This window comes from Blautia sp. HCP3S3_C4 (assembly GCF_052064095.1).
Lineage (GTDB): Bacteria > Bacillota > Clostridia > Lachnospirales > Lachnospiraceae > Blautia_A.
The window spans coordinates 137,463-152,903 of the sequence record NZ_JBQHWF010000008.1 but is presented as its reverse complement, the minus strand read 5'-3'; the positions used below and the strand labels follow the sequence as shown (position 1 = coordinate 152,903).

Annotated in this window: 12 protein-coding genes; all 12 read right to left on the bottom strand. The window is 43.7% G+C overall.

What is annotated here, in order from left to right; all coding sequences use genetic code 11:
• Positions 1-194 precede the first annotated feature (194 nt).
• The 12 genes from ACTNC6_RS09360 to ACTNC6_RS09305 all read right to left on the bottom strand — a co-directional run bounded on the left by ACTNC6_RS09360 (position 195) and on the right by ACTNC6_RS09305 (position 15,429).
• Positions 195-2,735, bottom strand: coding sequence for a L,D-transpeptidase family protein (locus ACTNC6_RS09360; RefSeq protein ID WP_441043937.1), 2,541 nt, complete (start codon positions 2,733-2,735; stop codon positions 195-197).
• Positions 2,736-2,782: 47 nt separating this feature from the next.
• On the bottom strand, positions 2,783-3,046 hold the full coding sequence (locus ACTNC6_RS09355; RefSeq protein WP_441034028.1) for an HPr family phosphocarrier protein: 264 nt from the start codon (positions 3,044-3,046) through the stop codon (positions 2,783-2,785).
• A 15-nt stretch (positions 3,047-3,061) separates the two neighbouring features.
• Positions 3,062-4,372 carry a CdaR family protein gene (locus ACTNC6_RS09350; RefSeq protein ID WP_441043936.1) on the bottom strand — a complete coding sequence of 437 codons (1,311 nt, stop codon included), beginning with the start codon at positions 4,370-4,372 and terminating at the stop codon, positions 3,062-3,064.
• Entirely contained in the window at positions 4,350-5,237 is an 888-nt protein-coding gene (gene cdaA / locus ACTNC6_RS09345) for a diadenylate cyclase CdaA (RefSeq protein ID WP_441034032.1), read from the bottom strand. The genes ACTNC6_RS09350 and cdaA overlap by 23 nt, the downstream gene beginning before the upstream one ends.
• Positions 5,238-5,298: 61 nt before the next feature.
• A complete protein-coding gene (locus tag ACTNC6_RS09340) occupies positions 5,299-6,396 on the bottom strand; it encodes a hypothetical protein (RefSeq protein ID WP_441043935.1) in 1,098 nt (365 codons plus the stop codon).
• Positions 6,393-6,827 carry a hypothetical protein gene (locus ACTNC6_RS09335; protein ID WP_303242125.1) on the bottom strand — a complete coding sequence of 145 codons (435 nt, stop codon included), beginning with the start codon at positions 6,825-6,827 and terminating at the stop codon, positions 6,393-6,395. Before ACTNC6_RS09335 ends, ACTNC6_RS09340 begins: the two co-directional genes overlap by 4 nt.
• A gap of 87 nt (positions 6,828-6,914) precedes the next feature.
• On the bottom strand, positions 6,915-7,619 hold the full coding sequence (locus ACTNC6_RS09330; RefSeq protein ID WP_441043934.1) for a ComF family protein: 705 nt from the start codon (positions 7,617-7,619) through the stop codon (positions 6,915-6,917).
• Positions 7,616-9,868 carry an SF1B family DNA helicase RecD2 gene (gene recD2, locus ACTNC6_RS09325; RefSeq protein WP_441043933.1) on the bottom strand — a complete coding sequence of 751 codons (2,253 nt, stop codon included), beginning with the start codon at positions 9,866-9,868 and terminating at the stop codon, positions 7,616-7,618. Before recD2 ends, ACTNC6_RS09330 begins: the two co-directional genes overlap by 4 nt.
• A gap of 146 nt (positions 9,869-10,014) precedes the next feature.
• Complete coding sequence (locus ACTNC6_RS09320; protein ID WP_173742815.1) at positions 10,015-11,004, bottom strand: rod shape-determining protein; 990 nt, start codon at positions 11,002-11,004, stop codon at positions 10,015-10,017.
• Between the two features lie 118 nt (positions 11,005-11,122).
• Positions 11,123-13,963: an excinuclease ABC subunit UvrA gene (gene uvrA / locus ACTNC6_RS09315; RefSeq protein ID WP_441043932.1), complete on the bottom strand. Its 2,841-nt coding sequence runs from the start codon at positions 13,961-13,963 to the stop codon at positions 11,123-11,125.
• Positions 13,964-14,057: 94 nt separating this feature from the next.
• Positions 14,058-15,197: a radical SAM family heme chaperone HemW gene (hemW, locus tag ACTNC6_RS09310; RefSeq protein ID WP_441034044.1), complete on the bottom strand. Its 1,140-nt coding sequence runs from the start codon at positions 15,195-15,197 to the stop codon at positions 14,058-14,060.
• On the bottom strand, positions 15,187-15,429 hold the full coding sequence (locus tag ACTNC6_RS09305) for a hypothetical protein (protein ID WP_019160719.1): 243 nt from the start codon (positions 15,427-15,429) through the stop codon (positions 15,187-15,189). Before ACTNC6_RS09305 ends, hemW begins: the two co-directional genes overlap by 11 nt.
• Positions 15,430-15,441 lie beyond the last annotated feature (12 nt).

Sequence of the window (15,441 nt, the reverse complement as noted above, 5' to 3'; positions counted from 1 at the left end):
TTTTTCTTTCTGTAAACTGATGACAGTATACAGAACAATCCAGAGACACGCAAGGTAATCATTATTACGCTATTTTAAGAGGTCAATAACAAGTTACAACTGAGCAGGAGACTTACTTCATTTAATGAAAAAAACAAAAAGCGTATCGGGATTCATCAACCCGAAACGCTTTTCTTTTGTTCATTATATGTTTACTATGCTGCAGGATCTGTAGGATCAAAATTTCCTGCCCCTCTCAGAGGAGTAATTGGTTTCTTTCCAAGCGGTCCCTTAAAGACGTCATCTGCTTTGTACTTTCCATCCATAATGTGGATAACAGAACCATTGCAGTTTTCATATACCCATTTTGCATCAGCAACACATGCACGGATACAACCATGGGATGCCGGCTGTCCAAGCTTCAAGTACTCTCCAACCGGAAGATTATAACGGTTAGGCTGACCGCAGGCAATAGAATGAATAAAGATTCCTCCCTGTCCGCATCCATCTACATGAGTTCCGTACTGTCCCCAGGATGGTCCCATCAATGGCTGCCATACAGCACTACGGCTAAGTCTATAGGTTCCCGTCCAGGTAGGTGTTCCCGGCAAGCCTACGGATACGCGGATTGTCTTGATCGGTATTGTCTTGGAAGAATCCGTATAAACAGTCATAACACCATTAACCCTGTCAACTTCCAAGAAATAAGAACTTCTTCTGTACATACTGGTCACATCTGAAATTCTGTATCCATTTTTATCAAAGTAGTAAAGTACACCATTTACTCTCAGGCTGGTATTTTTTGCAAATCCATTTCCATTTGGATCAATGTATTTCACCAGATTCTGTGCATTACTTACAATTACCCATCCTGTACTGTATTTTCCGGTAGCATCCAGATATCCGTTAACGCCATTCTTCTTCATGAACTGATTGGTCTGTACTTTGTAATTCTTCAGATAATACCAGGATCCATTATACTTTTTCCATCTGTCTGTATACAGACCGCCGGTGGAAGATGCAATATACCAGTTATTCCTGTAACGCACCATGGTATTTTTGTACATAGTTCCCTTGTGGACCTGTGCATTGGAAACCTCAAACAGATACATTTTTCCGTTCATTTTTGTAAGACCACTGGCCAGTTTTCCGCTTGGGGTAAAATACAACCCAGCTGAGGTCAGCTTATCTGTATAATGATTTCCCTTGGAATCAAAGTAGAACCATCCCACATACTTACCATTTGTTCTTGTGATCTTCTGCCATCCGTGCTTCTCTTCTACTCTGCCCGGAGTTTTTCCGAAATAATAATAATGATTTCCTACACGGTTCCATCTGTTTTTCCAGGAAACTCTTTTACCATTGGCAGCAAAATAATATCTGTAGTTATTGTATCTTACCAGTGTATCTCTGTAAATCACACCGTTTTTATCTGTTGCATAATAAGCTCCATTGGCAGCCTTTTTCATGGTGTTTTTCAGGATATAGCCATTGGCATCCAGCAGATAAGTGGAATCTCCTTTGATATTTTTGTCCAGTTTTGTGGCAGTTACATCACGCTTATAATACTTACCGATATCCTTAATATCAGCACCCATGCTGTAATAGAGCCAACGTTCCCCTTTGCTGTCAATCACCTGTCTCCAGCCTTCATGGAACATCCGTCCCGGAATTGTACTGTTTTCTTCAAAATAATACTGATTGGAAACTCCGTTTACAGTCAATGTGATATCTCCTGTCCGCGGTTTTCCGTTTTCATCCAGACAGTAATATTCACCATCGATCTTAAAGTAACCAGTGTATGTTCCGGTTTCCTTCTGTTTCTTTTCCAGCTGTGTAATGGTTTCCTGCACACCATTGGCATCAAAATAACGGAATACGCTGCCGTCCCACTGCCAGGTTGCTTTCTTCTGCTGTCCTACTGTAGAAGCATAGGGAGTTACAGCTTCATTTTCACAGCCCGGATATGCAACCGCTTCCTCTACTGTTGTAAAATAATACTGTACAGTATCCTCAGTGGCTTCTGCTGCACCAACTACAGCTTCTGCGCTGCTCTCTGCTTCTTCCACTTCGGTGGTAACATCTGCTGTTTCCGGATTTACCTCAGCCTGTCCGGTCACCATATAACCATTTTCATCAAAAAGGTAACATCCTGTATGTAATTCCCCTTTGTACTCCGTGCTGATTTCCACAAGACCATCTGCTGCTGTATAAAAGCTCTCCGATGGAAGCTCGTTCTGCTGTACGGAAGCCTCTGAAGCATCCGGCTGTACGGAAGCTTCCTCAACTATTTCAGGGGAAGCTGTCTCATCCTCTACTTCCGGCTGCGCATAAACCTCCTCTGCTACATCTGTCCCAAACTCAGCAGATACCTGATTTTCCAGTTCTGTTGCCGGTGCAGTCACTGTTTTGCGTAATTTAAAATGTCCGTTTTCCTGAACCCAGTCTTCAGCCTGGACAACCACTGCTGTCCCGGTCTCCAGAGAACCATCTGCTACAACAGTTCCGGCCGTTACAGTAGATAACTCATCCTCTACATCAGAACTGAACTCATCCTGTATGTGGTCAGCCTCATCTGTCTGAGCATCCTGCTCATCCCCATCGCCTGCAGAAAACACATCAACATTTTCTGTTTCTTCCATTTCTGCCTGAACCATCTCGCTGTCCGGTGAACTGAATGCCGCTGCTCCTGCTTCTCCCACAGTAGCCAGACTTAACGTCAGTCCCAACATCACTGCAACCAATCTTTTCTTCACAATAACATCCTCCTTCTTATATTTCCCTATATCCGGAATTCACAGCTTTATTCTCCCAGTCCGTCATCAATTGCTCCTGTCAGACTGTCCAGAGCCTCCTGCTCATCAATTCCTTCACATATAAGTTCTATTTCATCCCCACATTTTATACAGGCACCCAATACACTGAGTACACTCTTTGCATTGGCAGTTCCTCCACAGTAAGCAAAAGTTACCTTAGACTGATATTTTATTGCCTCATTGCAGAGGATTCCTGCTGGTCTCAGATGAAGACCCGTGGGATTCTTAATTGTTACTTTCTTACTGACCATTCTCTTTACCTCTTATCACTTGCTCTCATCTGAAACGGAGGCGGGCGAAATCACAACCTCTGTATAGACATCCTCCACCATTTCATATCCATCCGGAAGGCTCAGCTTTACAGGAACCTTATAGTTTCCGACTTCCTTATCCTTCAGATCTATCTCAGCCTTAACATCCTCATCAATATTCAGATCTGCCAGATCCTCTGATTCTGATCTAATCCTGAGGGCAATCTGTGCAGTTTCAAATGTTACCTGCAGATTATCCGGTTTATTCTTAACCTCTATATTCTTGGTCGGCAAATTAAATTCCTGGCTTCCAACCGGAAGAATACTCACCGTTACCCACACATCTTCACTGGAATCACTGGTAAGCTTCACATTATCCGGAAGGAGATTCTTCAGACTGATTTTTCTCTCCACATCCTTGGATTCACCTGAAATATCAATACGATCTGCCGGAATAGTAATCATATTATCATTTTCAGACAAACTCTCCAGATCCTCTGTATTTCCTGCAACGCTGATCGTATCCGGCACAGTCTTCACAGATCCAACCTGGTATCCGCCAGCAGGTGTTCCTACATATCCTGCTGCAATTTTAACTCCTGTGCGGATTTTCCAGAGCTTGGCAGTAACAACAACCTTGGCATTATTCTCAATTCTCAGAGAATTCATCTCCGATTCAGAAAGCGCCTCCTGATTCTTATCATAGATCGTAAGATTTACTTCCTGGGTATAGTCCTCTGTATTGCCATCCAGGGCAATAGCAGCATTTACCTTATCTATTTTATTCACCAGGGTTTTGGGACCTGTAATTCTTATTTTCTCCGGACTGGCAGTCAGGCTTCCCACCTCATAATCCTTTCCCGGCTTTGTGTCTCCCTTACTCACATTCACCACAAATTCCTGGGTTTCTTTTTCATCCAGATTAACCGTAAGATTCTGAGGTGTAACCTTAATATCACTTGGCAACACTCCAGATGCCGAACAGGTGACTGTGATCGGAACCATCACCGGATCTGTGTCCAAACTTACCGCCTGCTGCAGATCTGCCACAGCTGTAATATCTGACAGCCTGATCCTGTCTCTGATCTTTTTACTTGCAGTAATAGCAACCCTTACAGAATCCTGGTTTTCTTCCGGCATACACATTTTACCGATGGTATCTGAAGATTCTACATATTCCTTATTGATCAGTTCCACATCTGTAATCGTATAATAATTCGTACCAACAGGATTATCGATATTCACTACAATTAGCCATACAACAATTGCGATTGCCACAGACATGATCTTCAAAGAAAGATTATCAGTGATTTTTCTCTTCTTCATGCTTCATTCTTCCTTTCAGTAAATGCCGAAGCTTGCTGTTGTCTACAACCTGTTTATTCTGAGCCCTTACCAGAATCTCTCTGAGTTTGGCACTGTTTACTCCCCGGATCAATCTTCCATTCTGAGCCACAGATACCTGTCCTGTCTCCTCCGATACAATGATCGTCACAGAATCTGTCTGTTCACTGATTCCAACACCTGCTCTGTGCCGTGTTCCCAGCTGTTTACTCAGTTCCATATTATCTGAAAGAGGCAAGTAACAGGTTGCTGCCACAATTCGGTTCTCTCTCACGATCACAGCTCCGTCATGAAGCGGAGTATTGTGTTCAAAAATATTGATCAGAAGCTGGCTGGTCAGAATTGCATCCACATTAATACCTGTACGGATATAATCTGTCAGTTTTTCCTCCTGCTCGATCACAATCAATGCCCCTGTCTTTACTTCTCCCATATCAAAGCATGCCTTTACCAGTTCACTGATTGTTTTATCTGTAAATCTCTCCTTAACCTCCTTGCCCGCGTCAAAGGGAATGAGGGCAGCCATGATCTTCTTTTGTCCCAGCTGCTCCAGAACTTTACGAAGCTCCGGCTGGAATATAACGATCACACCTACGATCAAAGTGCTGGCCAGATTGGAAAAAATCCACAAAATGGTATTCATCTTGAAGATATAAGCAACAAGGATAAACAGGAGAACTACCAGAATTCCTTTCAGCAGGGTATAAGCATGGGTATATTTTATCCATACCATGAACTGATATACAAAAAAAGCGATCAGTGCAATCTGAATAATGTCGATTATGCCTACCTTGGGAAAAGCGATTCTTGATAACATTTCCACCAGATTTCCCGCAATATTCTGCATAACGTTCTCCTTTCCAAAATAACAGAGCGCCCCCGGTTATTTTAAATCTGTAATTCGAATTTTATAAATCTTTTAAAGATTCTTCCAGTTTTTTCTCAAAATCTGAGGGATCCACCTCATTCTGCCTGACTACAGGCACTGCATCTGCAGCCTGCTGTGATGCAGTATTTTCACCGTGGAAAATAGGATTTGCATAGGAAACCACCTGATCCTCCACTGCTGTATCCTCTTTTACAGGTTCCGCATTTATCTTCTTGATACTCCGCTCAGAAGTAGCTACCGCTGCCTTGGGAACAGCTTTCACATAGTAATAATACTCATCATCCTCATATTCCAGTCTCTCGGTCCGGCTGTAATCTCCACCAAATACCAGAAATTCCAGAAGTAATCCTACCACTACAGATACTACTGTATAAATAATAGTCTGCACAATATTAATATTCAGTCCAAAATAGAAACCACCGGCCAGAATTATGAGCACATAAACCACGCCGCCCATTACAATGGAAATTCTCCATGCATAATCAAAAGAACGGGTACGGATCAGATTCACAAGGAGGATCACCGCCACAAAAGCCACCACTGTGATCCACATTCCCCAGTTCTGTACTACTCCGTCTGCCAGAAGCTTCAGCTTATCTGTCATAAGAACATCCGGATTCTCCAGAAGCTTATGCTGCACCTTCAGAAAACGAATAAAATAATAAACAATTACTCCACAGCCTGCCGGAAGCGCAGAAACTGCACTGCTTAACAAACCACTTCCAATAGGAAGAAGAGCCGGTATGCTGAATCCGAAAGAAAGAGGAGTAAATACCAGTACCAGATTTGTACCTGAACTGAATCTCAGAAAAAGGATCAGCATAAATAAGATCAGTAACAGCAGAAAACCTGCCACTTCCGCCCCCAACGCATACCCGTGAGCAATCATCAGAGCAAAACCTGCAAAAATCATAACTCCGGAAGGTAAAATCGAACAGATCAGAGCCAGGATAAGAACAATAAATATATTATTGAGCTGGCTCATATATCCCATATTTACATTGATCCATGTAAAATACAAAAATGCCAGAATACAACGAAGCACCGGCAGGATATAAATTTCATACTGCCCATATAAATTTTTAATCTTCTGTTTTAATTCAAGTAATGCTGTCATTTTTTATACCCTCCTGGAATTCCTCTGGCCGAGGATTTTTTCTCTTCACGTCCATATATCTTGTTCAGCTGTATCAGTTCACTGTAATATTTTTTCACGCTTTTTTTGGCACGGTGATACTTCACAGAATACTGTATGTATGTAAGCAGTGAGAAAACGATCAACACGGCCACATACCCCACAACAATCTCTGTTCCCAGCTTTACCAGATTCATTTTATGGATATTCTCCATCAGGTATTCTCCGAAATATGCTGCAACTCCAGCCAGTGCCAGGCCATATCCTATGGTCACAAGGAAAAAATTCTTGATCAGAGCCAGACCGATATAATCACTTCTGTAATATTTACTCACCGGAAGATATTTTTTCCCCTCTCCCTGTTCATACATTGCAAGCTTATTCATGATTTTTATCTTTTCTTCATTTAACATAAATAACTCCTTAAACGCACGTGAACTTGTAATCATACAGATTAATTGTATCATACATCATCGGTTAATGAAAGCCTTAAATCCAATTTATATCCTGCCGATACACACAGTGAGAAAATAAACTGCCGATGCCCCTTTTTTCTTCAGACAGGAAGCCATGGCATCTATGGTACTGCCAGTAGTATAAACATCATCCACCACCAGAATCCTCTTTCCCAACACATCTTCATTTACCAGAAAGGCTTCCTCCAGATTTTTTCTTCTCTGTACTGCACTGAGCTTTTTCTGAGATTTTGTCTTCCGGATTTTAAGAACCAGCTCCTGGTTGACAGGAATTCCTGTGTAACTGCCCAGTTTTTCTGCAAGAAATGCAGCCTGATTAAATCCCCGCATCCGAAGCTTTGTACGATGTACAGGCACAGGCACGATTAGATCCGGATTCCAGTCTCTTACATCCCTGTTGCCGTAAAGATACATTGCCCTGGCATAAAACTCTCCGTATTCCCTGCATCCACTGTATTTATATCTGAGAACAGATTTTCGCATCCTGTCATCATATACAAAGATACCTCTGCCCTGATCAAAAATGTGGGGATGCCTGAGACAATCTGCGCAGTATTCCCCTTTTTCCACAGGCTTCCCACACAAATAGCATCTGGGCTGACCGATAGGTTTCAGTTTTTTTTCACATTCCGGACAGATCAGTCTGTTCTGATCCTTTAGTATTTTCTGACACACCGGACAACATCTGGGGTAAAAAACATTCAAGATATTTCTCAGCAGTGAATTCACTCTTCGCCTTTCTTTATTGACTCATTCAGCTCCCGGATCCGCTCATCCAGGGCACTGTAACGTTTCTGCTGTTTTTCATTGCGAATCATCTCCGCAAAGGTTTCCTCACTGCCTACCACAGTTACACATTTCCTGGCTCTGGTCACAGCAGTATACAAAAGGTTTCTGTTTAAAAGCATCTGAGGGCCGGACAAAACAGGCAGGATCACTGCCGGATATTCCGAACCCTGGGATTTATGTATGGTAATGGCGTAGGCCAGCTCCAGCTCCTCCAGCTGCTTAAAAGAATAGGTTGCAAAACGTCCATCCTCAAACTCAACCTCCGCAGTTTCGGCAAATTCATTAATCTCACGTAAAATTCCGGTATCACCGTTAAAAACTCCAATTCCCTTTTCTACCGGGATCCCGTATCTTCCTCTGACCTCCCATTCCATCTGATAATCATTCTTGATCTGCATTACCTTATCCCCCTGACGGAACAGGCGGTCTCCCAGTGTTTTTTCCTTTTTGGAACCATCCTGAGGATTCAGATATCTCTGGAGCATCTGGTTTAGCCGTTCCACTCCCAGAAGACCTTTTCGCATGGGTGTCAGTACCTGGATTTCAAAAGGTCTGGCATTTACATATCTGGGCAGCTTATCCTGGATCAACGCAATCACCACACGGATGATCATATCCGCATCATATCTCTTCAGGAAAAAGAAATCTCGGCTTTTATTATGGATCTCTACCGGTTCTCCACGGTTGATCTTATGGGCATTCACCACAATGTCACTTTCAGAAGCCTGACGGAAGATCTTCGTCAGCTCTATCACCGGAAAGCAGCCGCTGTGGATAATATCTCTCAGCACATTTCCCGGTCCCACACTGGGGAGCTGGTTTTCATCCCCTACCAGGATCAGTCTGGTTCCCGCTGTAATTGCCAAAAGCAGGGAATGCATCAGATGAACATCCACCATAGACATCTCATCAATAATAATCACATCTGCCTCCAGAGGATTCTGTGCATTTCTCTCAAAATGCACAGTCCCTGTACTTCTGTCATCCTCCGGCATCCCATTCAGCTCCAGAAGTCTGTGTATGGTCTGTGCCTCATATCCGGTAGCCTCTGTCATTCGTTTGGCTGCCCTGCCTGTAGGTGCAGCCAGCCGAAGCTCAGCACCTTCTCCCTCAAAAAATCGGATGATTGCATTGATCGTAGTTGTTTTTCCTGTACCTGGTCCTCCGGTCAGTATGAAAAGTCCATGGCCAGCTGCTTCTGTCACTGCTTTTTTCTGCATTTCATCCAGCACTGTACCTGTTTCCTTTTCAATAGATGCGATCCTCTTTTCTACAATATTCTCATCCTCAGGACAACAGATATTCAACTCACAGAGCATTCTGGCAGTATTCAGCTCCAGATAATAATACCGGCTGGGATAGATGATTTTTTCGCCCTTCTTTTCCTGCATTACCAGCTTTCTGTCCAAAAGCATATCCATTAGATGCTTCTCCATATAAGATTCATCCACTCCCAGAAGCTTTGCACATCTGGCAAAAAGCTGATCCTTTGGAAGGTACGTATGTCCTTCTCCCGAAGCCTGCAGCAAAGTATACAACATTCCACTGCGGATTCTGTAATCTGAATCTGCATGGATTCCTATTCTGGCTGCAATCTCATCTGCGATCTTAAATCCTACCCCCGAAATGTCCTCTGCCAGTCTGTAGGGATTTTCCTGCAGTACTGTATAAAGGGAATCCTTGTACTTCTGATATATTTTAGCTCCCAGATTCAGAGAAATCCCATACTTCTGCAAAAAAATCATAGCCTTGCGCATTTCTGTTTTTTCTGTTACCTGAGCTGCAATTTCTCTAGCTTTCTTCTCGCTGATTCCCTTCACTTCAGCCAGTCTCTCCGGTTCCTCTTCCACAATCCGGATGGTATCCTCGCCAAATCTGCGCACAATCCTGGCTGCCAGTGCTGCACCAATACCTTTGATCGCTCCGGAACCCAGATATCGTTCCATAGCATATGTGTCCTCCGGAATCTTCTCTACAAAAGATGAAATCTGAAACTGTTTTCCATATACAGGATGATGGGTATAAATACCGGATGCCTGGATGGTTGTCCCCTGCGATACAGACGGAAAGCTTCCCACGCAGGTTAGTTCTTCCTCGTTTTCTGAATTTTTCACCACCATAACTGTATAACCATTTTCTTCATTTCTAAAAATGATATGATCTATATATCCTGTAACAGTTTCACTCATTTATTTTCTTCCTTTCCCTGATCCGTCCAATCTATGAGGTAAATTACTGCTTGCCATTGAAGTCATAACCCACTCCTAAAGCAAAAAGGCTGCCATATAAGCATATATAATATCCAAAAATGCTTACTCCGGCAACCCTCTTTCATTTATCCGTCGAGCCTGGCCACGACTTCTGCATATTTTCCTGTACCTACTGCAACTACACCCATTGCATTCTGCACTGTCAGCGTACTCACACCGGTTCTCTGCTCGATCAATGTGTCCATTCCATGAAGTAATGCCCCACCTCCGGTAAGGACAATTCCCCTGTCCACAATATCTGCTGCCAGTTCCGGAGGGGTCTTCTCAAGAACCCCATGAACTGCTTCCACGATTTGTCCTGTAGCATCCTTAAGGGCCACCCGGATTTCCTCTGAGGTAAGTGTAACAACCTTGGGAAGTCCTGTGTTTATATTACGTCCCTTTACCTCCATAGTTCTGGGGTCTGGTTCCTCACAGGCAGTTCCGATCTGTATTTTAATCTTCTCTGCCATATCTTCTCCTATAAAAAGGCCATGACTTTTTCTGGCATAATTCATAATCGCCTGGTTAAAAATATCTCCGGCCACCTTGATAGAAGCAGAAACAACTACTCCTCCCATGGAAATCACTGCAACATCTGTAGTTCCGGCGCCAATATCCACTACCAGATTTCCAAAGGGCTTGGTCACATCCAGTCCTGCTCCGATGGCTGCTGCAATAGGCTCCTCCACCATATAAACATTCCTGGCTCCCGCCTGATAAGTAGCTTCCTCTACTGCCTTTCTCTCAATCTCTGTAATTCCGCTTGGAACACAAATACTGATCCTGGGCTTACGGAAAGCACGCCTTCCCATTGCTTTGGAAATAAAATATTTCAGCATTTTTTCCATAACATTATAATCTACGATCACGCCCTGTCGGATAGGGCGGATAATCTCCATATCAGAAGTAATGTGTGCCTCCGCACTGCGTGCTTCTTCCCCGATTGCTCTGATCTTCTCTGTATTTTTATCATAAACTACAACGGAAGGCTCATTAAGCACCAGACCTCTTGTTGTAGAATAAGCCAGACTGTTCCTGGTCCCCAGGTCAATTCCAATATCACTTGCAGGCATAGGAATCCCCTTTCTTTCTGTTTTGATCAAGCGGATAAAATCATCCGCTCTGCTGTTTGCGTATTCATTATATACAACTTTTATTGAAAAAGAAAGCCCTGCAATGTTATTTCAGATATTATTCCAGGTATTTTTTCACATATTTTCCGGTATAAGAAACCGGTGACTGTGCTACTTCCTCCGGTGTTCCACAAGCAACTACCGTACCTCCCTTGTCGCCCCCTTCCGGACCAATATCAATAATATAATCGGCTGTCTTGATCACATCCAGATTATGTTCGATGACTACTACCGTATTGCCGCCCTCTGATAATCGTTTCAGAATCTCTACAAGTTTATGCACATCAGCAAAATGAAGGCCTGTTGTGGGTTCATCCAGAATATAGATGGTTTTACCTGTACTTCTCTTACTCAATTCTGTGGCAAGCTTGATCCTCTGGGCTTCTCCTCCGGAAAGCTCTGTAGAAGGCTGTCCCAGGCGGATATAAGAAAGTCCCACATCATAAAGGGTCTGGATCTTTCTTTTAATCGAAGGAACATTTTCAAAAAAGGTCAGTGCCTCCTCCACAGTCATATTCAATACATCGTAAATACTCTTGTCCTTATATTTTACTTCCAGAGTTTCTCTGTTATAGCGTTTTCCCTTGCAGACTTCACAGGGCACATATACATCCGGAAGAAAATGCATCTCTATCTTAATAATACCGTCACCACTGCAGGCCTCACATCTGCCGCCTTTCACATTAAAGCTGAAGCGTCCCTTCTTGTAACCTCTCGCCTTGGCATCTGCTGTGGCCGCAAAAAGATCCCTGATCTGATCAAACACTCCGGTATAAGTTGCAGGATTGGATCTGGGTGTACGCCCGATCGGTGACTGGTCAATATTGATCACCTTGTCAAGCTGGTCTACTCCCAGAATATCCTTATGTTTACCAGGAATCACTCTGGCCCGGTTCAGATCTCTGGCCAGACGCTTATACAGAATCTCATTGATCAGAGAACTCTTACCTGATCCGGAAACTCCGGTAATGCAGGTCATAATCCCCAACGGAACTTTCACATCAATATTCTTAAGATTATTCTCTGCTGCCCCTTTGATTGTAAGGAATCCGGTGGGTTTACGTCTCTGCGCAGGCACCGGAATCTTTAATTTTCCACTCAGATAAGCTCCTGTAATAGAATTTTCATTCCTCATCAGATCTTCGGCTGTTCCCATGGCAACCAGCTGTCCACCATGCTCTCCTGCTCCCGGCCCGATATCCACAATGCAGTCTGCAGCACGCATGGTATCCTCATCATGTTCTACAACGATCAGACTGTTTCCCAGATCACGAAGCTTCATCAGAGAACTGAGAAGCCTGTCATTGTCTCTCTGATGAAGTCCGATACTGGGCTCATCCAGAATATAGGCAACACCTACCAGACCGGAGCCGATCTGTGTAGCCAGACGGATCCTTTGTGCTTCCCCGCCGGAAAGAGTACCCGTAGCACGGCCCAAGGACAAATAATCCAGACCTACATCAGACAGAAAGCTGACTCTCGCTCTGATTTCCTTCAGTATCTGCTTACCGATCAGCAATTGCTGTTCCGATAACTGCATATCCGCCAGAAAAGCCTTCAGCTTCTCTATAGAAAGATTGGTAATCTCATAGATATTCTTATCTGCCACTGTTACAGCCAGGGATTCTTTCTTCAGTCTCTGTCCTTTACAGGTTTTACAGGGAGTGATGCGCATAAAAGACTCATACTCCTGCTTCATGGTATCTGAGCCTGTCTCCCGGTATCTCTGCTCCACATTTCGGATCAGTCCCGGGAATGCCACATCATAAACACCCTCTCCGCGCTGGCCTTTATAATAAACCTTAACAGAATGCCCATTGGTTCCATTAATCAGGATATCCTTGATCTTCTCCGGATAATTCTCAAACGGGGTTGCCAGACTGAAATCATATTCCCTGGCAAGTGCATCCAGGATTGCTCTGGAAAAACTGCCCTCGCTTGTACATGACTGCCATCCTGTCACCACAATGGCACCCTCAAGGATACTCAATGATTTATCCGGAATCATCAGATCAATGTCAAATTCCATCTTATATCCCAGTCCCAGACAGTCCGGGCAGGCACCAAAGGGATTGTTGAAGGAAAAACTTCTGGGCTCGATCTCATCAATACTCACTTCACAGTCCGGACAGGAGAAACTCTGGCTGAAATTATGGATATTCCCATCCATGGTATCTACCATCAAAAGCCCTTCTGCCAGCTCCAGTACAGTCTCAATGGAATCGGACAGCCTCTTCTCGATCCCCGGCTTTACGATCAGACGGTCTACAACGATCTCTATATTATGTTTGATATTCTTATCCAGACTGATCTCCTCAGATAATTCGTACATATTTCCATCAATCTGCACACGGACGTAACCGCTTCGCTTGGCCTGCTCCAGAAGCTTGGCATGGGTTCCCTTACGTCCTCTCACAACAGGAGCCAGCAGTTGAATCTTTGTTCTCTCAGGAAAAGACATAATACTGTCCACCATCTGGTCTACTGTCTGCTTCTTAATCTCTCTTCCGCATTTGGGACAATGGGGAATTCCCACTCTGGCATACAGAAGTCTGAAATAGTCATAAATCTCCGTCACAGTCCCTACTGTGGAACGTGGATTGCGGTTAGTCGATTTCTGATCAATGGAAATGGCAGGGGGCAAGCCCTCGATACTCTCCACATCCGGCTTCTCCATCTGCCCCAGGAACTGTCTCGCATAAGAAGAAAGGGATTCCATATATCGTCTCTGTCCCTCTGCATAAATGGTATCAAAAGCCAGTGATGACTTGCCGGAACCGCTCAGTCCGGTAAGCACCACAAACTGGTCTCTGGGAATATCCACACTTAAATTCTTAAGATTGTTTACATTGGCGCCTCTGATTCTGATAAATTGTTTCTTCATTGTATCCGCAGCCATTTCTGCCTCCTGTTTCCTATAGTACTTCATTCCACCACTTCATTTCCGAATTCTGTTCCCAGTATAATATAGGAACATTTGTTCGTCAAGCTGTTTACAGCAAAAATTCCGCCATAATCGAATTACTTACATGGATTCCTTCCCTGCTTAGGAAAATCCTGCCGTCTTTCTCCAACAGCAGTTCCATGGACTCATATTTCTCCAGAACCTCTCCATATACTGACTCTATTGTACAGCCAAAACACCTCTGAAAATCAGCCTTTGAGATTCCCTTCGTCATGCGAAGCCCAAGAAACATAAACTCTGCCATCTCATCTTCTCTTGTGAGGGATGGCTCTTTTTCCCTTATTTTTTCCGGATTTTTGCTGTTTTCCAGATATTTTTTCATATCTGCCGTATTGGCAAAACGTTCTTTTCCATAAAGAGAAGAAGCTCCCAGACCAAATCCCAGGTAATCCTGTCTGGTCCAGTAGCCTACGTTATGTCTGCATTCCCTTCCTTTTCTGGCATAATTGGAAATCTCATACTGTTCAAACCCATATTCCTTCAGGATCTGCGCAGTTGCCTCATACATATTGTATTCTGTATCTTCATCAGGCAGATTAAGCTTCCGCGCAGCAAAAGGTGTCCCCTCTTCCACGATCAGGCTATATGCAGAAATATGTTCCGGTTCCAATTCTGCAACTGTGCGCAGATTTTTCACCCATCCCTCATAGGTCTGATCCGGGATCGCACTCATTAAATCAATGTTAATATTGTCAAATCCAACTGTCCTTGCCTCTTGATAGGTTTCCAAAAACTGCCCGTAATTATGAATCCTTCCCAGAATTTTCAACTCCCTGTCCTCAGGGGACTGCAGTCCTATACTCAATCGGTTGATTCCCATTTCTCTGTATGCCTGAAGCTTTCCGATATTTGCTGTTCCAGGATTTACCTCTATGGTAATCTCTGCATCCTCTTCCATTTTAAATCTGTTTCTGATTTCTCTCAGTATATCTCCCAGCAGTCTCTCATCCAGCACAGAAGGAGTGCCTCCTCCAATAAATATGGAGGATACACTCCTTCCTTCACCTTCCTCTACTGCCTGTATTTCCCTCAGAAGAGCCTGTACATAATCAGCCTGCTCTTCTGGTCCCGAAGGCCCTGAAAGGAAATCACAGTAATCACATTTTCTGATACAGAACGGAATGTGGATATAGATTTCCATGGGAGAATTTTCTTTCCTATTCTTCATTTTCCCCTGCCAGATATTCATTCACCATTGTCAGGTTTCCGTTTGTAGTAACTGCTGCAGAGTCCACCTGTTCCACAGAAGGAGTAGGTGTATTAGAAGGAGCCGCCACAGTAATAGGCAGCACCTTGGAAGAAGCCGCATCCAATTCCTTCTTTTTTCCACAGCCAGCTATTATGACACAGGATAAACCTGTCAGTAAAATGACCACTGCCCTTCTATTTATTTTTATCATGCCAAACACCCT